General features: G+C 57.0%; 20 protein-coding genes. 18 read left to right on the forward strand and 2 right to left on the reverse strand.

What is annotated here, in order from left to right; all coding sequences use genetic code 11:
• Window position 1: 1 nt before the first annotated feature.
• Window positions 2-1,105: a DNA polymerase III subunit beta gene (gene dnaN / locus RT21_RS14565; protein ID WP_046163273.1), complete on the reverse strand. Its 1,104-nt coding sequence runs from the start codon at window positions 1,103-1,105 to the stop codon at window positions 2-4.
• Between the two features lie 37 nt (window positions 1,106-1,142).
• On the reverse strand, window positions 1,143-2,603 hold the full coding sequence (gene dnaA, locus RT21_RS14570) for a chromosomal replication initiator protein DnaA (RefSeq protein WP_046163274.1): 1,461 nt from the start codon (window positions 2,601-2,603) through the stop codon (window positions 1,143-1,145).
• 516 nt (window positions 2,604-3,119) lie between these two features.
• Between dnaA and rpmH the strand changes: the two genes are divergently transcribed.
• From rpmH to RT21_RS14650, 18 genes are all read left to right on the forward strand, one after another.
• Window positions 3,120-3,254, forward strand: coding sequence for a 50S ribosomal protein L34 (rpmH, locus tag RT21_RS23295; protein WP_019340723.1), 135 nt, complete (start codon window positions 3,120-3,122; stop codon window positions 3,252-3,254).
• Window positions 3,255-3,271: 17 nt separating this feature from the next.
• Window positions 3,272-3,667: a ribonuclease P protein component gene (gene rnpA / locus RT21_RS14575; protein ID WP_046163275.1), complete on the forward strand. Its 396-nt coding sequence runs from the start codon at window positions 3,272-3,274 to the stop codon at window positions 3,665-3,667.
• Window positions 3,660-3,905 carry a membrane protein insertion efficiency factor YidD gene (gene yidD, locus RT21_RS23300; protein WP_081262855.1) on the forward strand — a complete coding sequence of 82 codons (246 nt, stop codon included), beginning with the start codon at window positions 3,660-3,662 and terminating at the stop codon, window positions 3,903-3,905. Before rnpA ends, yidD begins: the two co-directional genes overlap by 8 nt.
• A gap of 2 nt (window positions 3,906-3,907) precedes the next feature.
• Window positions 3,908-5,584, forward strand: a complete 1,677-nt coding sequence (gene yidC, locus RT21_RS14580) for a membrane protein insertase YidC (RefSeq protein WP_045422971.1) — start codon at window positions 3,908-3,910, stop codon at window positions 5,582-5,584.
• A gap of 66 nt (window positions 5,585-5,650) precedes the next feature.
• Window positions 5,651-7,018 (forward strand): tRNA uridine-5-carboxymethylaminomethyl(34) synthesis GTPase MnmE, encoded by a 1,368-nt coding sequence (gene mnmE, locus RT21_RS14585; RefSeq protein WP_046163276.1) that lies wholly within the window; start codon window positions 5,651-5,653, stop codon window positions 7,016-7,018.
• Between the two features lie 609 nt (window positions 7,019-7,627).
• A complete protein-coding gene (mnmG, locus tag RT21_RS14590) occupies window positions 7,628-9,520 on the forward strand; it encodes a tRNA uridine-5-carboxymethylaminomethyl(34) synthesis enzyme MnmG (RefSeq protein WP_046163277.1) in 1,893 nt (630 codons plus the stop codon).
• Between the two features lie 5 nt (window positions 9,521-9,525).
• Complete coding sequence (gene rsmG, locus RT21_RS14595) at window positions 9,526-10,167, forward strand: 16S rRNA (guanine(527)-N(7))-methyltransferase RsmG (protein WP_045431447.1); 642 nt, start codon at window positions 9,526-9,528, stop codon at window positions 10,165-10,167.
• A gap of 18 nt (window positions 10,168-10,185) precedes the next feature.
• A complete protein-coding gene (locus RT21_RS14600) occupies window positions 10,186-10,974 on the forward strand; it encodes a ParA family protein (RefSeq protein WP_045422977.1) in 789 nt (262 codons plus the stop codon).
• 9 nt (window positions 10,975-10,983) lie between these two features.
• Entirely contained in the window at window positions 10,984-11,856 is an 873-nt protein-coding gene (locus tag RT21_RS14605; RefSeq protein ID WP_046163278.1) for a ParB/RepB/Spo0J family partition protein, read from the forward strand.
• A 134-nt stretch (window positions 11,857-11,990) separates the two neighbouring features.
• The gene (locus tag RT21_RS14610; RefSeq protein ID WP_082082164.1) at window positions 11,991-12,389 is read left to right on the forward strand and encodes a F0F1 ATP synthase subunit I; all 399 of its coding nucleotides are present in this window, start codon (window positions 11,991-11,993) and stop codon (window positions 12,387-12,389) included.
• Between the two features lie 14 nt (window positions 12,390-12,403).
• Window positions 12,404-13,276, forward strand: a complete 873-nt coding sequence (atpB, locus tag RT21_RS14615; protein WP_045422983.1) for a F0F1 ATP synthase subunit A — start codon at window positions 12,404-12,406, stop codon at window positions 13,274-13,276.
• A gap of 69 nt (window positions 13,277-13,345) precedes the next feature.
• Window positions 13,346-13,573 (forward strand): F0F1 ATP synthase subunit C, encoded by a 228-nt coding sequence (atpE, locus tag RT21_RS14620; RefSeq protein ID WP_019340921.1) that lies wholly within the window; start codon window positions 13,346-13,348, stop codon window positions 13,571-13,573.
• A 93-nt stretch (window positions 13,574-13,666) separates the two neighbouring features.
• Window positions 13,667-14,137, forward strand: coding sequence for a F0F1 ATP synthase subunit B (locus RT21_RS14625; RefSeq protein WP_019340922.1), 471 nt, complete (start codon window positions 13,667-13,669; stop codon window positions 14,135-14,137).
• Window positions 14,138-14,149: 12 nt separating this feature from the next.
• The gene (locus RT21_RS14630) at window positions 14,150-14,686 is read left to right on the forward strand and encodes a F0F1 ATP synthase subunit delta (RefSeq protein ID WP_046163279.1); all 537 of its coding nucleotides are present in this window, start codon (window positions 14,150-14,152) and stop codon (window positions 14,684-14,686) included.
• A 15-nt stretch (window positions 14,687-14,701) separates the two neighbouring features.
• Window positions 14,702-16,246: a F0F1 ATP synthase subunit alpha gene (gene atpA / locus RT21_RS14635; RefSeq protein WP_045422988.1), complete on the forward strand. Its 1,545-nt coding sequence runs from the start codon at window positions 14,702-14,704 to the stop codon at window positions 16,244-16,246.
• A gap of 50 nt (window positions 16,247-16,296) precedes the next feature.
• A complete protein-coding gene (atpG, locus tag RT21_RS14640; RefSeq protein ID WP_045422989.1) occupies window positions 16,297-17,160 on the forward strand; it encodes a F0F1 ATP synthase subunit gamma in 864 nt (287 codons plus the stop codon).
• Window positions 17,161-17,190: 30 nt separating this feature from the next.
• Window positions 17,191-18,567, forward strand: a complete 1,377-nt coding sequence (gene atpD, locus RT21_RS14645; RefSeq protein ID WP_046163280.1) for a F0F1 ATP synthase subunit beta — start codon at window positions 17,191-17,193, stop codon at window positions 18,565-18,567.
• Between the two features lie 80 nt (window positions 18,568-18,647).
• A complete protein-coding gene (locus tag RT21_RS14650; RefSeq protein ID WP_046163281.1) occupies window positions 18,648-19,076 on the forward strand; it encodes a F0F1 ATP synthase subunit epsilon in 429 nt (142 codons plus the stop codon).
• Window positions 19,077-19,103 lie beyond the last annotated feature (27 nt).

Consider the following 19,103-nt stretch of genomic DNA (forward strand, 5'->3'; position numbering starts at 1 on the left):
ATTACAGGCGCATCGGCATAACGACGTAAGCCGAGTCGTCGTTATCGTATTCCTGAACCAAAGCACTACTATTCGCATCGGACAGAATTAGCCGGACCTGATCGGTGGTCATGACGCTCAGCACATCAAGCAAATAGCTGACGTTGAAACCGATCTCCAAAGCCCCGCCGGTATAGTCCACCGCGACTTCTTCTTCCGCTTCTTCCTGCTCAGGGTTATTCGCCTGGATTTTCAACAGGCCAGTTTCCAGTTGCAGCCGAATGCCGCGATATTTTTCATTGGAAAGAATGGCCGTACGGCTGAACGCCTCGCGCAGTGTCTGACGTTCACCAACCACCAGCTTGTCGCCGCCACGGGGCAGAACGCGCTCGTAGTCAGGAAATTTTCCGTCAACGAGTTTAGAGGTAAAGGTGAATTCCCCTGTAGTGGCTCGAATGTGGTGTTGGCCAAGGACGATGCTGACTTCGCCATCCTGATCCGTCAGTAGCCTTGCCAACTCAAGGATGCCCTTGCGGGGGACGATAACCTGATGTCGGTCGGGCTGTTCGATACCGGCTTGCATGGAACACATCGCCAAACGATGCCCGTCCGTCGCGACTGCACGCAACATCCCGCTAGAAACCTCAATCAGCATACCGTTCAGATAGTAACGCACATCCTGCTGGGCCATGGCGAAGCTGCTGCGCTCAATGAGACGACGCATCTTGCCCTGGTTAACGCTGAAATTCAGCGAGCCAGGACCTTCCTCAACGGTGGGAAAGTCATTGGCTGGCAAGGTCGAAAGAGAAAAGCGGCTGCGCCCGGACTTGATTACGATCTTCTGATCATCCAGCCGGATATCGATGAGCGCGTCAGGCTGAAGGCTTTTGCAGATATCCATCAATTTGCGCGCCGGCACCGTGATTTCGCCGGGTTCGGATGCATCCTCCAAGGCGACACGGCCAACCAACTCTACCTCTAGATCAGTGCCTGTCAGCGACAGCTGATGGTCTTGAACCGCCAGCAATACGTTCGACAATACCGGTAAGGTCTGGCGACGCTCGACGACGCCGGCCACCAGCTGCAGAGGTTTCAACAAGGCTTCGCGCTGAATAGTGAAATGCATGGTCTGGTCCCTTGCCTATTAAATGGCCGCAGTCTGTTCAGGTTGTCAAAGTACGCAGCAAATTTTTGTAATCCTCGCGAATATCAGCATCCAATTCGCGAAGTTCGGCAATCTTACGACAGGCGTGCAGCACGGTCGTGTGATCGCGCCCACCAAAGGCGTCGCCAATTTCCGGCAAGCTATGATTGGTAAGTTCTTTGGACAAAGCCATCGCGACCTGACGGGGTCTTGCGACCGAACGCGAGCGTCGTTTTGACAGAAGGTCGGATATTTTGATTTTGTAGTATTCCGCGACGGTGCGTTGAATGTTATCAACACTCACCAACTTGTCTTGCAGTGCAAGCAGGTCCTTCAGCGACTCACGAATCAGCTCGATAGTAATGTCCCGCCCCATGAAATGGGCGTGGGCGATTACGCGTTTCAGCGCACCTTCCAACTCGCGAACATTCGATCGGATGCGCTGCGCAATGAAGAACGCAGCATCATGGGGAAGCTCGACGTTGGCCTGGTCAGCCTTTTTCATCAGGATCGCCACACGCGTCTCGAGTTCTGGCGGTTCGACCGCAACTGTCAGCCCCCACCCAAAGCGAGACTTCAACCGCTCTTCAAGCCCGTCAATTTCCTTGGGGTAGCGGTCACTGGTGAGAATCACCTGCTGCCCACCTTCTAGCAACGCGTTGAACGTGTGAAAGAACTCTTCCTGAGACCGTTCCTTTTTTGCGAAGAACTGAATGTCGTCGATCAGCAAAGCATCCACCGATCGATAGAAGCGCTTGAACTCGTTGATCGCGTTGAGCTGCAACGCCTTGACCATGTCCGCGACAAACCGCTCAGAATGAAGATAGACCACCTTGGCGTTAGGGTTCTTCTTCAGCAAATGATTGCCGACCGCATGCATCAGGTGAGTCTTGCCAAGCCCTACACCTCCGTAGAGGAACAAAGGGTTGTAGCCATGCTTGGGATTGTCTGCAACTTGCCAGGCAGCAGCTCGCGCCAGTTGGTTGGATTTGCCTTCGACAAAATTCTCGAAGGTAAAGGTTCGATTGAGATAGCTGGTGTGCTTGAGCCCACCCTCAACCTGTACGTTACGTTCGGCTGGACGCGAAGGCGAGCTAGGCGCTGCGACAGGCGCAGCGGAAGCCGCGGTTGCTGGTTCGGTGAACGAAGCGGGAGGCGGTGCAGCAGCCGCAGGAGCGCCAACTTGCGACTGAGAACGCGGTGCGGAACCGGCAGTCGGCCGCGTAGAAGCGACTCGCCTGCTGCCTATCAGCAACGACAAAGAGGGTGCCGGCCCTGATGCGCGTTCTGACAATAGCTCCAGCAGGCGCGAAAGATACTTCTCGTTAACCCAGTCGAGAACGAAGCGATTCGGTGCATAGATCCGCAATTCATCTCCATCTGATTCGACCTGAAGGGGACGAATCCAGGTGTTGAATTGCTGGGCCGGCAGCTCATCTCTCAAGAGGTCAACGCACTGCTGCCAAAGTTCCACCGACACAAGGTCTCCTAGAAGCTGTCGAGCTTAAAACGGGGCTCATTGTAGCCCTGAGACGCGTCAGTTATCCACAGTAAGTAGGCTGATTCTATAGGCAAAGCGACGGGCGATCCAAGCCGGGCCAACGTAAAACGTCCGATCCTAAGCTCTGTTGATAACTGCGCCAGAGCCCATAGGAAAAGCCTGTGCATAGGCTAAGGTCAACCACGCCTGTGGATAACAACCCATTTAGTCCACAGGAAACACAACGTAAATCCACCGTCAACGCACCGTTTGCGCAGAAGGTTATGGAAAGCTGTAAGCCTTATGTGCAAACGCGCCCAGCCGTTTATCCACAGAAAAGCACATCACCATCTATAAGCACTGCATTAAGAGGAGCTCTATATTCTTTCTTTATCTATTACTTTCTGCCAGTACGGTGCTGGTTGGAAATTGACCTCGCCGCGGGGCTTCTCTACAATCGCCGGTCTCTTAAAAGGGGGCCATTCCGGCCCGCAATGGATCACCAGGTAACGCATCATGAAACGCACTTTCCAACCCAGCACCCTCAAACGCGCTCGTACCCACGGTTTCCGTGCTCGTATGGCTACCAAAAATGGTCGTGCCGTCCTGTCGCGTCGTCGCGCCAAAGGTCGTAAGCGTCTGGCAGTCTGAAGACGCCGGAACAGGTAGTGAGTCGAGACTTCGGTCGGGAAAAGCGTCTGCTGACCCCGAGCCAGTTCAAGGCTGTCTTCGACTCCCCTTCCGGCAAGTTACCGGGCAGGAACGTCCTGCTACTGGTGCGCGAAAATCAATTGCCATACCCGAGAATCGGGTTGGTCATTGGCAAGAAGAGCGTCAAGCTCTCGGTAGAGCGCAACCGCATCAAGCGGCAACTGCGTGAAACCTTTCGTCTCCACCAGATGGAACTGACGGGGTGGGACATCGTGGTCATCTCGCGTAAAGGTCTAGCTGAACTGGACAACGCAGAACTCGCAAAGCAATTTGCCAAGCTATGGAGACGTCTGTCCCGTACGCCTGCACCGGTCCAGCCACAACAGGCCCAGAGCAGCGCCGCTGATGCGTAAGCTAGCGCTGGTCCCGATTCGACTCTACCGGTACGCCATCAGTCCAATGATGGCCAGTCACTGCCGTTTCTACCCAAGTTGCTCCTGCTACGCACAAGAGGCCATCGAAACACATGGCCTGCTGCGCGGTGGCTGGCTGAGCCTGTGCAGGCTTGGCCGTTGCCATCCATGGAATCCGGGCGGCTATGATCCCGTGCCTTCTAACACCCCCTCCAATTCATCTTCGATGACCGAGTAACCATGGATATCAAACGCTCGATCCTGCTTGTCGCCCTGGCAGTCGTTGCTTACCTGATGGTTTTGCAGTGGAACCAGGACTACGGCCAGACCGCCATCCCTGACGAGACGCGCCAGTCACAAACGTCCGTCGCGCAGATTCCAAATACTCCGCTGACCAGCACCGCTGAGAATGCGCAGGGCGATATTCCCGCTGTAAGCAGCGAGCCGTCGGCCAATTCAGTTACCGACACTCAGGCCAGCTCTCAGCTGATCCACGTACGCACCGATGTTCTGGATGTTGCAATCGATCCGCGCGGCGGCGATATCGTGGACCTTCGGTTGCCAGAGTTCCCACGTCGTCAGGATCGCCCAGACGTTCCGTTCCAGTTGTTCGAGCGTAGCGGCGAACGAACCTATGAAGCCCAGAGCGGCTTGATCGGTGATGGCCCGGACAAGGCCAGTGGCCGGCCGCTGTACTCCAGCGAGCAACAGCAGTATCAGCTGGGCGAAAATCAGGACCAGCTTGTCGTTGATCTGAACTACAGCGAAGACGGGGTCAACTACACCAAACGCTTTACCTTCGAGCGTGGTGATTACGATCTCGGCGTGCGCTATCTGATCGACAACCAAAGTGATCAAACCTGGACCGGCCACATGTTCGGCCAGCTGAAGCGCGACGACAGCAGCGATCCGTCCTCCAGTACCGCAACCGGCACTGCGACCTATTTGGGCGCAGCGCTCTGGACCAAGGACGAGCCTTACACCAAAGTTTCCATGGGTGACATGGACGACAAGAGTCTGAAAAAGACGGTTGAAGGGGGTTGGATCGCATGGTTGCAGCATTACTTTGTAACTGCCTGGATTCCTGCGCCCGATCAGACCAACCTGGTACAGACTCGCAAGGACAGCCAGGGCAACTACATCATCGGCTTTACCGGACCTGCTGTTTCGGTTGCACCCGGTAGTCAAGGTGAAACACACGCCACCTTGTATGCCGGTCCGAAGAGCCAGGATCAACTGGAAGAGCTGTCGCCTGGTCTACGTCTGACCGTCGATTACGGCATTCTCTGGTTCATCGCTCAGCCCATCTTCTGGCTGCTACAGAATATCCACGCACTGCTGGGTAACTGGGGCTGGTCGATCATCGTACTGACCATCGTTATCAAGCTGGCTTTCTTCCCGCTGTCCGCTGCCAGTTATCGATCGATGGCGCGCATGCGCGCGGTGTCGCCGAAGATGCAAGCCCTGAAAGAACAGTTTGGCGATGATCGCCAGAAGATGTCCCAGGCGATGATGGAGCTGTACAAAAAAGAGAAAATCAACCCGCTGGGTGGGTGCTTGCCTATCTTGGTGCAGATGCCGGTGTTTCTCGCCCTGTACTGGGTGCTGCTGGAAAGCGTCGAAATGCGCCAGGCACCCTGGATGTTCTGGATCACCGACCTGTCGATCAAGGATCCTTTCTTCATCCTGCCGATCATCATGGGTGTCACCATGTTCATTCAGCAGCAGTTGAACCCAACACCACCGGATCCGATGCAAGCCAAGGTGATGAAGTTGCTGCCAATCATCTTCACCTTTTTCTTCCTCTGGTTCCCGGCAGGTCTGGTGCTGTACTGGGTGGTCAACAACTGCTTGTCGATCGCACAGCAGTGGTACATTACCCGCAAGATAACCGGACAGACCGCTAGCGCAGCCTGACCGTTCGAAGTGAACAGAACGCCCCTTTATTGGGGCGTTTTGCATTATCGCCACCTGGAGGGTTTGATGAGCCAAGATCGCGAAACCATCGCCGCTGTTGCCACAGCACCAGGTCGTGGTGGGATTGGCGTAGTGCGCGTTTCAGGCCCCCGAGCCAAAGCCGTCGCGATCACGCTCAGCGGCCGAGAACCGGTACCCCGGCATGCCCACTACGGTCCGTTCCATGCCGATGACGGTGAAGTCATTGATGAAGGGCTGATGCTGTTCTTCCCCGGACCCCATTCGTTTACCGGCGAGGATGTACTGGAACTCCAGGGCCACGGCGGTCCGGTGGTCATGGACATGTTGTTGCGCCGTTGCGTAGAGCTTGGAATCAGGCCTGCTAGGCCCGGTGAGTTCAGTGAGCGCGCGTTCCTCAACGACAAGCTGGACCTGGCTCAGGCTGAGGCAATCGCAGACCTTATCGAGGCGAGTTCGGCGCAAGCCGCTCGAAATGCAGTTCGCTCGCTGCAGGGCGATTTCTCTCGTCGCGTGCATCACCTCACCGAAAGCCTGGTGAACCTGCGCATTTACGTTGAAGCGGCGATCGACTTTCCAGAAGAAGAAATCGATTTCCTCGCCGACGGCCGTGTGCTCGCGCTGCTCGAGCAGGTCCGTGGCGAGTTATCCACAGTCATACGAGAGGCAGGACAGGGTGCGCTACTGCGCGAAGGAATGAACGTGGTCATTGCCGGTCGCCCCAACGCCGGAAAATCTAGCCTGCTAAACGCATTGGCGGGGCGTGAGGCGGCGATCGTGACCGACATAGCCGGCACCACGCGCGATCTGCTGAAGGAACATATCCAGATTGATGGTATGCCGTTGCACATCGTCGATACTGCCGGGTTGCGTAATACCCTGGACGAGGTGGAACGGATCGGGGTGGAACGGGCGATCAAAGCGATCGAGGATGCCGACCGGGTATTGCTGGTAGTGGACGGCAGTGCGGCTTCTACTTCAGACGATGAATCCAGTTGGCCGGACTTGCTTATTACCAGACCAGACCCGGCTAAGACCACGATCATTCGAAACAAGGCCGATCTCACCGGCGACTCCGTCGCTTTATCGGTCGATGCAGACGGGGTCACCACGCTTAGCCTCTCGGCGCGCTCGGGCGATGGGCTTGAGATGCTTCGTGAGCATCTCAAACGCTGCATGGGCTATGACCAGACTGCGGAAAGCGCCTTCAGTGCCAGGCGCAGGCATCTAGACGCACTCCGCAAGGCAGCCGAGTACCTCGACCATGGCCATGCTCAGTTGACGCTGGCAGGCGCAGGCGAACTGCTGGCTGAAGATCTGCGCCAAGCGCAGCAGGCACTCGGTGAGATCACCGGCACGTTCAGCTCCGACGATCTGCTGGGCCGCATTTTCTCGAGCTTTTGCATCGGCAAATAGCCGGTCGATACAAGCTAATTAGCTCGTACCTCAGCGCTGTGTCCAGCGATGAGCGGACCCGCTCGCTCTCTTCTTTTCCACCGTATGCCTGAAGAATGTCGACTTCGACCTCTGCAAACCCAGCGGACGGCTGATTTTGCGACGTGCAAAATCGGCTATACAACAATCATTCAGTTGCTTCGTTCCAGCCTAACCGCTGTCATTTTTGTCTAGCGAGCGTGCATTAAACACTGTGGAAAACCTTGCCTAAGCCCGGTCAATAACCGGTGCGCAACCATCGCTCCGTAGCCGGTTGTGGATAACCATGCGTTCCATGCACAGGCTGTCAACCGTGCTTCCACCGTCTGTACCACAGCTAGACACACCCTTTCTTTCTCTTACAGGACGCTCCATATCTGGGCTACAGAGATCTATCCACAGATATCGGCTGCCTATTTATAAACATAAAAATAAGCTTTAAATCATTCTCTTCTTTTATTTCTAACTAGCTGTCTCGGACCTAAAAGACTGCTACTGGTCATTTTTTGTTCAGAGGCCTTCTTTCGCGGTCACCTAGTGCCTATACTGGCGAGCTTCCTGAGACTCAACCAAACAGGCACGAGGTGCGTGGTGGATTTCCCTTCCCGTTTTGACGTCATCGTTATCGGTGGCGGCCATGCCGGTACCGAAGCCGCTCTGGCGGCTGCTCGAATAGGCGTGAAGACACTGCTGCTCTCTCATAACGTCGAAACGTTGGGACAGATGAGCTGCAACCCGGCCATCGGCGGCATCGGCAAAAGCCACTTGGTCAAGGAAATTGATGCACTTGGCGGCGTTATGGCGACTGCCACGGACAAGAGTGGCATTCAGTTCCGCGTGCTCAACAGCCGCAAAGGCCCAGCCGTACGCGCAACCCGGGCACAGGCTGACCGGGTTTTGTATAAGGCCGCTGTGCGCGAAGTGTTGGAAAACCAGCCCAATCTGTGGATATTTCAGCAAGCCGCTGACGACTTGATCGTTGAAGCGGATCAGGTCAAGGGAGTAGTGACCCAAATGGGGCTGCGTTTCCTTGCCGAATCGGTTGTGCTCACAACCGGCACCTTTCTTGGCGGACTTATCCACATCGGTCTGCAGAACTATTCAGGTGGTCGGGCTGGCGATCCCCCATCGATTGCGTTGGCTAAACGCTTACGCGAACTCCCATTGCGAGTTGGTCGGCTTAAGACCGGAACGCCTCCGCGAATCGACGGACGCAGCGTCGACTTTTCGGTGATGACCGAGCAGCCGGGTGACACGCCGATACCGCCCATGTCGTTTCTCGGCCACGCTGCGCAGCATCCACGGCAAGTGAGCTGCTGGATCACCCATACCAACGCGCGCACTCACGAGATCATCGCCGCTAACCTCGATCGGTCACCGATGTATTCAGGTGTCATCGAGGGTGTCGGGCCGCGTTACTGCCCGTCGATCGAGGACAAAATTCATCGTTTTGCCGACAAGGACAGTCATCAGGTCTTCATCGAACCTGAGGGCCTGACGACTCACGAGCTCTATCCGAACGGTATTTCCACCTCATTGCCGTTCGACGTGCAGCTGCAGATCGTGCAAAGCATTCGCGGAATGGAGCAGGCGCATATCGTGCGGCCCGGGTACGCCATCGAGTACGACTATTTCGACCCGCGGGATTTGAAATACAGCCTGGAAACCAAGGTAATTGAAGGGCTGTTCTTCGCAGGACAGATCAACGGCACCACCGGTTACGAAGAGGCTGGCGCCCAAGGGTTGCTGGCCGGCACCAATGCCGCGCTACGCGCCAAAGGGCTGGAAAGTTGGTGCCCACGTCGGGACGAGGCGTATCTCGGCGTGCTGGTCGACGACCTGATCACCCTCGGCACTCAGGAGCCGTATCGCATGTTTACCTCGCGCGCCGAGTACCGGCTGATTCTGCGTGAGGACAACGCCGATCTTCGGTTGACTGAAAAAGGCCGCGAGCTGGGGTTGGTCGATGATGTTCGCTGGGCCGCCTTCGAGCGCAAGCGCGAAAGCATTGTCCAGGAAGAGCAGCGCTTGAAAAGCACCTGGGTTCGTCCAGGTACCGAGCAGGGCGATGCCATCGCTGAACGTTTCGGCACGCCGCTGACCCATGAATACAATTTGCTGAACCTGTTGGCGCGGCCGGAGATCGATTACCTCGGCCTCGTGCAGCTCACTGGTGGCGGAACGACAGATCAGCAGGTTGCCGAGCAGGTCGAAATCAAGACCAAGTACGCTGGCTATATCGATCGCCAACAGGAGGAAATCCTCCGCTTGCGCGCCAGCGAATCCATCGGGTTGCCGGCTGAGCTGGATTATTCGAGCATTTCCGGTCTGTCGAAGGAAATTCAGCACAAGCTTTCCCTGGCGCGGCCAGAAACGCTTGGCCAGGCGTCACGGATTCCGGGGGTGACGCCTGCCGCGGTGTCGCTGTTGATGATTCATCTGAAAAAACGCAGCGCCGGGCGAAAGCTGGAGCAGAGCGCGTGACGGCCATGGAATTGGTCAGTCATGCCGATGAACTCAAGCAGGGCGCTTCCCAGCTGGGGATCGACCTCAGTAGCATTCAGCTACAGCAGCTGCTGGCCTATCTGACGTTGCTGAACAAGTGGAACAAGGCCTACAACCTAACCGCAGTGCGCGATCCGGCGGAAATGGTGTCTCGGCACTTGCTCGACAGCCTTAGTGTTATGTCACAAGCAGAGCTAGGTGGCGCACGCTGGCTCGACGTTGGCAGTGGCGGCGGCATGCCAGGTATCCCGCTGGCGATCATGTTTCCCGAACGCAACTTCACTTTGCTCGATTCCAATGGCAAGAAAACCCGCTTTCTTACCCAGGTAAAGCTGGAGCTGAAACTTGCCAATGTGGAAGTTGTCCACAGCCGCGTCGAGCAATTCACCCCCGCGCAGCCATTCACTGATATCACCTCGCGTGCATTCAGTTCGCTTGAAGATTTTGCCAATTGGACGCGCCATCTCAGCGACTCAGCCACTCGCTGGCTCGCAATGAAAGGGATGCAGCCGGACGATGAGCTGCAAGCGCTTCCGGCGGACTTCCAGCTGGAACGCTGCTTGGTTCTCAAGGTTCCAGGTTGCCAAGGGCAACGCCACCTGTTGATACTGCGGCGCACTTCATGACCCGGACAGACACTGACCATGGCTAAAGTATTTGCCATCGCCAACCAGAAAGGCGGTGTCGCCAAGACGACCACCTGCATCAACCTAGCGGCCTCGCTCGTGGCGACGCGTCGCCGTGTGTTGCTGATCGATCTTGATCCACAGGGCAACGCCACCACTGGCAGCGGTGTGGATAAGTTGGCGTTGGAATATTCGATATACGACGTACTGATTGGGGAATGCAGCCTGGTCGATGCCATGCAGTTTTCCGAGCACGGCGGTTATCAACTTCTGCCAGCTAACCGTGACCTGACCGCAGCCGAAGTCGCCTTGCTCAATCTACCGGCTAAAGAGAACCGCTTGCGTGAAGCGCTGGCACCAGTTCGGGAAAATTACGATTACATCCTCATCGATTGCCCGCCCTCGCTGTCGATGCTGACGATCAATGCCCTGACCGCCGCCGATGGCGTGATCATTCCGATGCAATGCGAGTATTACGCGCTCGAAGGGCTGACCGATCTGGTCAATTCGATCCAGCGTATCGGTCAGGCATTGAACCCTTCGCTGAAAATTGAGGGTTTGCTCCGTACCATGTATGACCCTCGCAGCAGCCTGACCAACGATGTTACCGAGCAGTTGAAAGCGCACTTCGGTGAGAAGCTCTACGACACTGTGATTCCACGCAATGTGCGCCTGGCTGAAGCCCCCAGCCATGGCATGCCGGCGCTGGTCTATGACAAGCAATCCAAGGGCGCCTTGGCCTATCTGGCACTGGCAGGCGAATTGTCGCGCCGCCAGCGCCGGGCCGCCCGCAGCGTAACCGCATAAGGAAACTTGATGGCGACCAAAAAACGAGGCCTAGGACGAGGTCTGGATGCCCTCCTCGGCGGTGCCAACGTGGCGGCGATACAAGAGGAAGCCGCCCAGGCCGATGTGCGTGAGCTGCAACAGTTGCCGCTCGACGTGATTCAGCGCGGCAAGTACCAGCCGCGCCGCGACATTGATCCGGTGACCCTCGAAGAACTGGCCAATTCGATCCGTACTCAGGGTGTGATGCAGCCGATCGTGGTTCGGTCGATCGGCTCTGGCCGCTATGAAATCATTGCCGGTGAGCGGCGCTGGCGTGCCAGTCAGCAGGCAGGTCTGGACCGGATCCCGGCCATGGTCCGGGATGTTTCCGACGAGGCAGCCATCGCGATGGCGTTGATCGAAAACATCCAGCGCGAAGATCTAAGCCCTATCGAGGAAGCCGTTGCGCTTCAACGGTTGCAGCAGGAGTTTCAGTTGACTCAGCAACAGGTCGCGGACGCCGTGGGCAAATCCAGGGTGACCATCAGCAATCTGTTGCGTCTGATCGCCTTGCCAGAAGAGATCAAGACACTCCTCTCGCATGGAGATCTGGAAATGGGTCACGCCCGGGCTTTGCTTGGACTTCCCGCTGATCAACAGGTAGAAGGCGCGCGGCATGTTGTCGCACGAGGGCTGACCGTACGGCAGACCGAAGCACTGGTAAGGCAATGGTTGAACAAACCAGAAAGCGTTAAAGCTGAGCCGAAAAGCGACCCTGATATTGTCCGTCTGGAACAGCGTCTCGCTGAGCGGCTGGGCTCGCCGGTGCAAATCAAGCATGGCGAGAAGGGCAAAGGGCAGCTGGTGATCCGTTACAGTTCGCTGGATGAGCTGCAAGGCGTGCTTGCGCACATCCGCTGATACAAAGTTTATGTAGTGGCGGTCAGAAAGTGCTACCTGAAGGTTGAACGCAGAATGGGCTGCTCCTATACTCGCGGCGCTTTTTTGACTGCGGTCAATCTGGACGGCGCACGTATTTTGGCGATGGACGCACGGTGAATATACGCAACAAGACACCTCTCCATCGGTTACCTGTAGTACGTGTTTTAGTCGTACAGGCGATCGTTGCGTTTGGCACAGGCGTAGTATGCGCTGTGATTTTTGGTATGGTTGCCGGCTATTCGGGATTGCTTGGTGGCCTGATTGCGTTACTGGCTAACCTGTACTTCGCGTTCAAAGCATTTCGCTATTTTGGCGCGCGATCGGCCAAAGCCATCGTTCAGTCCCTTTGGGCTGGCGAAATGGGCAAGCAGATTCTGGCAGCAGCGCTATTTGCGCTGGTGTTTGTAGGAGTGAAACCGCTGCAACCGGCAGCTTTATTCGTCGGTTACCTGTTGGTTTTGGGCGCCGGAGCGAGCGCCCTCCTGCTGATGAAAAATAATCCGAAGCATTGAGCACTGAGGCGTTTATGGCGAGTACCCCGGCGGAATACATCCAGCACCACTTGCAGAATCTGACCTACGGAAAACTGCCGGAAGGTTACGTGCGCGCAGACGGCTCAGTCGTTGACCAAGCGACTTGGACCATTGCCCATTCGGGCGTGGAAGCGCGTGACATGGGTTTCATGGCCGTTCATCTCGACACGCTCGGATGGTCGCTCTTCATGGGCCTGATCTTCATCCTGGTGTTTCGCATGGCAGCCAAGGGCGCTACTGCGGGCACTCCGGGCCGCCTGCAAAACTTCGTCGAGATGTGCGTGGAGTTTGTCGAAGGGGTAGTGAAGGATACCTTCCATGGTCGCAACGCCCTCATCGCTCCATTGGCCCTGACCATTTTCGTCTGGGTGTTCCTGATGAACAGCCTGAAGTGGATTCCGGTCGACTACATTCCGGGCCTGGCGAGCATGATTGGCCTGCCGTACTTCAAGATCGTTCCGACTGCTGATCCGAACGGCACCTTCGGTCTGTCGCTGGGTGTGTTCATCCTGATTCTGTTCTACAGCTTCAAGGTCAAGGGCTTCGGCGGTTTTACCAAGGAACTGGCGTTCACGCCGTTCAATCATTGGTCGCTGGTCCCGTTCAACCTGTTCCTTGAGATCCTCGGTCTGCTGACCAAGCCGTTGAGCCTGGCTCTGCGTCTGTTCGGCAACATGTATGCCGGTGAGGTGGTGTTCATCCTTATCGCGCTGCTGCCGTTCTACGTGCAGTGGACCCTGAATGTACCCTGGGCGATTTTCCACATCCTGGTGATCCCGCTGCAGGCGTTCATCTTCATGGTTCTGACCGTGGTGTACCTGAGCTCTGCGCATGAAGACCATAGTCATGCCGAACTCACGCCGTAACAGTTGAACCGGTTCAACAAGTTTCGTTTTACCCAAGAAAACCTTAACCCTTAGCTTCAGGAGCTTTACATGGAACTCGTCTACATCGCCGCCTCTATCATGATCGGTCTGGGTGCCCTGGGCACTGGCATCGGCTTCGCCCTGCTGGGCGGCAAGCTGCTGGAATCCACTGCTCGTCAACCCGAGCTGGCTCCGCAGCTGCAAACCAAGACCTTCCTGATGGCTGGTCTGCTCGACGCCGTACCGATGATCGGTGTTGGTATCGCGATGTACCTCATCTTCGTTGTCGCTGCCTAAGACTTTTCCGGTTCCTGATGGGGTTCGCCTAGCGAGCCCCGTTGCCGTGGAATTGACAACCGCGTCGAACGAGATAGCACGAGGTATATCGCTGTGAACATTAACTTGACGCTGTTCGGTCAAACGTTCGCTTTCGCTATTTTCGTCTGGTTTTGCATGAAGTACGTATGGCCGCCAATCACCAAGGCCATGCAAGAACGCCAGAAGAAAATCGCTGAAGGACTGGACGCCGCAGGCCGTGCGCAGCAAGACCTAAAATTGGCTCAGGAAAAGGTTTCCAATACCCTCCGTGAGACCAAGGGGCAAGCTGCCCAGATTCTTGAGCAAGCCAACAAGCAGGCCAACGCCATCGTTGAGGATGCCAAGCAACAGGCGCGCGTCGAAGGCGAGCGACTGGTCGCCGGCGCCCGCGCCGAGATCGAGCAGGAAGTGAATCGTGCCAAGGAGCAACTGCGCAATCAGGTAGCCGTGTTGGCTGTCATGGGTGCGGAGAAGATTCTGGAGTCCCAGGTGGACGCCAAGGCACACAACGATCTGGTCGAAAAACTGGCCTCCCAACTCTAAGCGAGGCAAGCGATGATCAATACCCAGACGCTTGCTCGGCCATACGCAAAGGCCGCTTTCGAGTTCGCCAGCGCGGCTAGCCGGATTGATGCCTGGTCGGGCATGTTGAGCCTGGCTGCGGTCGCTGTTGACGTTCCCCAAGTTGCCGAACTGCTGAAAAATCCGCGTTTGACCAGTGAAAACAAGGTCCAGACGCTGGTTCAGCTGTTCGGTAGCGACATCGATGAAGCGTTCCGAAACTTCGTCTCCACCCTGGGCGATAACGATCGTCTGGATGTGTTGCCGACCATTCGGGAGCTGTTCGAGGAACTCAAGGCTGAAGCCGAAAAGACACTCGACGTTGAAGTGCAGACAGCCTTCGAGCTGACCCCTGCACAACTCCAAACTTTGGCTGCCGCCTTGTCGAAGCGGCTAGATCGTACCGTCAACCCCCAGCAGGTCGTGAACCCTGCGCTGATCGGCGGCGTTGTTATCCGCGCCGGCGATGTGGTTGTCGATGGTTCGGTCCGCGGCAAACTGAGCCAGTTGGCCGAATCGTTGAAATCCTGATTTGAGGGTCGTGGCATGCAGCAACTGAATCCTTCCGAGATTAGTGAAATCATAAAGCAGCGTATCGGTAGTTCCGATGTGTCTGCTCAAGCGCGTAACGAAGGCACCGTCGTCAGTGTTTCCGACGGTATCGTGCGCATTTACGGCCTGGCCGATGTCATGTACGGGGAGATGATCGAATTCCCTGGTGGCGTTTTTGGCATGGCCCTGAACCTGGAGCAGGACTCTGTAGGCGCCGTGGTACTGGGCGCTTACCAGAGCCTGACCGAAGGCATGAGCGCCAAGTGCACCGGTCGTGTACTGGAAGTTCCGGTAGGTCCGGAGCTGCTGGGTCGCGTCGTTGACGCACTGGGTAACCCGGTGGACGGCAAGGGCCCGGTCAATGCGCAGGCAACTGACGCAGTCGAAAAAGTCGCACCGGGCGTGATCTGGCGTAAGTCGGTCGACCAGCCAGTCCAGACTGGCTACAAGTCGGTCGACGCGATGATCCCGGTCGGCCGCGGTCAGCGCGAGCTGATCATCGGTGACCGTCAGATCGGTAAGACCGCTCTGGCCATCGACGCGATCATCAACCAGCGCAACAGCGGCATCAAGTGCGTCTACGTCGCGATCGGTCAGAAGCAGTCGACCATCGCCAACGTAGTGCGCAAGCTGGAACAGCACGGTGCTCTGGCCAACACTATCATCGTTGCCGCTTCGGCTTCCGAGTCGGCTGCGCTGCAGTTCCTGGCACCGTACGCCGGCTGCACCATGGGCGAATACTTCCGTGATCGCGGCGAAGACGCGCTGATCGTGTATGACGATCTGTCCAAGCAGGCCGTAGCCTATCGCCAGATTTCCCTGCTGCTGCGTCGTCCGCCGGGACGCGAAGCCTACCCAGGCGACGTCTTCTATCTCCACAGCCGCCTGCTGGAGCGTGCTTCGCGCGTTTCCGAAGAGTATGTTGAGAAGTTCACCAATGGCGCCGTGACCGGCAAGACCGGTTCCCTGACCGCTTTGCCTATCATTGAAACCCAGGCCGGTGACGTATCCGCGTTCGTTCCGACCAACGTGATTTCGATCACCGACGGTCAGATCTTCCTCGAGTCGTCCATGTTCAACGCTGGTATTCGTCCGGCCGTTAACGCCGGTATCTCGGTATCCCGCGTCGGTGGCGCCGCGCAGACCAAGATCATCAAGAAGCTCTCCGGAGGCATTCGTACCGCACTGGCTCAGTACCGTGAACTGGCGGCGTTCGCCCAGTTCGCCTCTGACCTGGACGAAGCGACCCGCAAGCAGCTCGAGCATGGTCAGCGTGTCACCGAGCTGATGAAGCAGAAGCAGTACGCGCCGATGTCCATTGCCGACATGGCGGTGTCCCTGTACGCAGCCGAGCGTGGCTTCCTGCAGGACATCGAAGTAGCCAAGGTTGGTGCCTTCGAGCAGGCGTTGATTGCCTATTTCCATCATGAGCATGCTGCTCTGCTGGACAAGATCAACGTGAAGGGCGACTTCAACGACGAAATCGACGCAGGCATCAAAGCCGGCATCGAGTCGTTCAAGGCCACCCAATCCTGGTAAGCCGCAGCGGGAGCCGCGAGGCTCCCGCTTGCTAACCCGATAGGTGTCAAATGGCAGGCGCAAAAGAGATTCGCAGCAAGATTGCGAGCATCAAAAGCACGCAGAAGATCACCAGCGCCATGGAAAAGGTGGCCGTCAGCAAGATGCGCAAGGCACAGATGCGCATGGCTGCCAGCCGTCCCTATGCGGAGCGGATCCAGCAGGTTATTGGCCATCTGGCCAATACCAACCCTGAATACCGTCATCCGTTCATGGTTGAGCGCCCGGTCAAGCGTGTCGGCTACATCGTCGTGTCGTCTGATCGTGGGCTTTGCGGCGGCTTGAACACAAACCTGTTCAAGGCGCTGATCAAGAACATGAAGGAATGGCACGACAGTAAAGTCGAAGCCGACCTGTGCGTGATCGGTAACAAAGGTGCGAGCTTCTTCCGCAGCTTTGGCGGCAACGTGGTCGCAGCAGTCAACGGTCTTGGTGAAGAGCCGTCGATCAATGATCTGATCGGCAGCGTCAAGGTCATGTTGGATGCTTTCGATCAAGGCCGTCTGGACCGTCTCTACCTGGTGTCGAACAAGTTCATCAACACCATGACGCAGAAACCGACCGTAGCCCAGCTGCTGCCGTTGGCCGCGAGCGACGATCAGACCGCGCCGAAAGGTAAATGGGACTATCTGTACGAACCCGACGCTCGCTTGTTGCTGGATGCGCTGCTGGTTCGTTACGTCGAATCTCAGGTCTACCAGGCCGTGGTTGAAAACGGTGCCGCTGAACAAGCTGCCCGGATGATCGCCATGAAGAACGCAACCGACAACGCCGGTGAGCTGATCGGCGACCTGCAACTGGTCTATAACAAGGCCCGTCAGGCTGCGATCACCCAGGAAATTTCGGAAATCGTCGGCGGCGCTGCCGCGGTTTAAGAGCGGTTCAAATATTCAGAGGAACCAAACATGAGTAGCGGACGTATCGTTCAAATCATCGGCGCCGTTATCGACGTGGAATTTCCGCGCGATGTGGTACCGAGCATATATGACGCGCTGAAAGTCACTGGCGCCAACACCACCCTGGAAGTTCAGCAGCAGCTGGGCGACGGCATTGTCCGTACCATCGCCATGGGTTCGACCGAAGGCCTCAAGCGTGGTCTGGACGTCACCAACACTGGCGCTGCTATCTCTGTACCAGTGGGCACTGCCACGCTGGGCCGGATCATGGACGTGCTCGGCAACCCGATCGACGAAGCCGGTCCCATCGGCGAAGAAGAGCGCTGGGGCATCCATCGCGCGGCGCCGAGCTATGCCGAACAGGCTGGCGGCAATGAGCTGCTGGAAACCGGCATCAAGGTTATCGACCTGGTTTGCCCGTTCGCTAAAGGCGGTAAGGTCGGTCTGTTCGGTGGTGCCGGTGTCGGCAAGACCGTAAACATGATGGAGCTGATCCGTAACATCGCCATGGAGCACAGTGGCTACTCCGTGTTTGCCGGTGTGGGTGAGCGGACTCGTGAAGGTAACGACTTCTATCACGAGATGAAGGACTCCAACGTTCTGGACAAGGTTGCGCTGGTTTATGGCCAGATGAACGAGCCTCCAGGAAACCGCCTGCGTGTGGCACTGACCGGCCTGACCATGGCCGAGAAGTTCCGCGACGAAGGCAAGGACGTTCTGCTGTTCGTCGACAACATTTACCGTTACACCCTGGCCGGTACCGAAGTGTCCGCGCTGCTGGGTCGTATGCCGTCTGCGGTGGGTTATCAGCCGACGCTGGCCGAGGAAATGGGCGTTCTGCAGGAGCGTATCACCTCCACCAAGAGCGGTTCGATCACCTCCGTTCAGGCCGTCTACGTACCTGCGGACGACCTGACTGACCCGTCCCCGGCGACCACCTTCGCCCACTTGGACGCCACCGTGGTTCTGTCGCGTGACATCGCTTCCCTGGGTATCTACCCGGCGGTCGATCCTCTCGACTCCACCTCGCGCCAGCTGGACGCCAACGTGATTGGCCAGGAGCACTACGACACCGCTCGCGGCGTCCAGTATGTGCTGCAGCGCTACAAAGAGCTGAAGGACATCATCGCGATTCTGGGTATGGACGAACTGTCCGAGGCCGACAAGCAGCTGGTATCCCGTGCTCGTAAGATCCAGCGCTTCCTGTCCCAGCCGTTCTTCGTTGCTGAAGTCTTCACTGGTTCGCCGGGCAAGTACGTTTCGCTGAAAGAAACCATCCGCGGCTTTGCCGGCATCCTCAACGGTGACTACGATCACCTGCCGGAGCAGGCGTTCTACATGGTTGGCGGTATCGACGAAGCCATCGAGAAAGCCAAGAAACTGTAACTGGCGCGCCCGCTTGCGGGCGCCAATAAGCTCTGCTGGCGGCGAAGGTTTCCAGCAGAGCTCATTACCGAGGCATAAGTATGGCTATGACAGTCCACTGTGACATCGTCAGTGCGGAAGAAGAGCTGTTCTCGGGGCTGGTAGAGATGGTCATCGCCCATGGTCACCTGGGTGACTTGGGCATTCTGCCGGGCCACGCTCCTTTGCTGACTGATCTCAAGCCCGGTCCGGTGCGTGTAATCAAGCAGGGCGGCGAAGAAGATATCTTCTACATTTCTGGTGGCTTCATTGAAGTCCAGCCGAACATGGTGAAGGTACTTGCCGATACTGCGACTCGCGCCAAGGATCTGGACGAGGCGGCGGCGAAAGCTGCAGTTACAGCCGCTGAAAAAGCGTTGCACGAGAAGGGTGCCGAGTTTGACTACGGCTCTGCCGCTGCGCGTCTCGCCGAGGCTGCAGCTCAGCTGCGGACGATCGAGGCGATGCGCAAGAAGTACGGTCGCGGTTGATCTGGTAACGGCTTCATCGCGAACGAG

The sequence above is a fragment of the Pseudomonas sp. 10B238 genome (genome assembly GCF_000970615.1).
Lineage (GTDB): Bacteria > Pseudomonadota > Gammaproteobacteria > Pseudomonadales > Pseudomonadaceae > Stutzerimonas.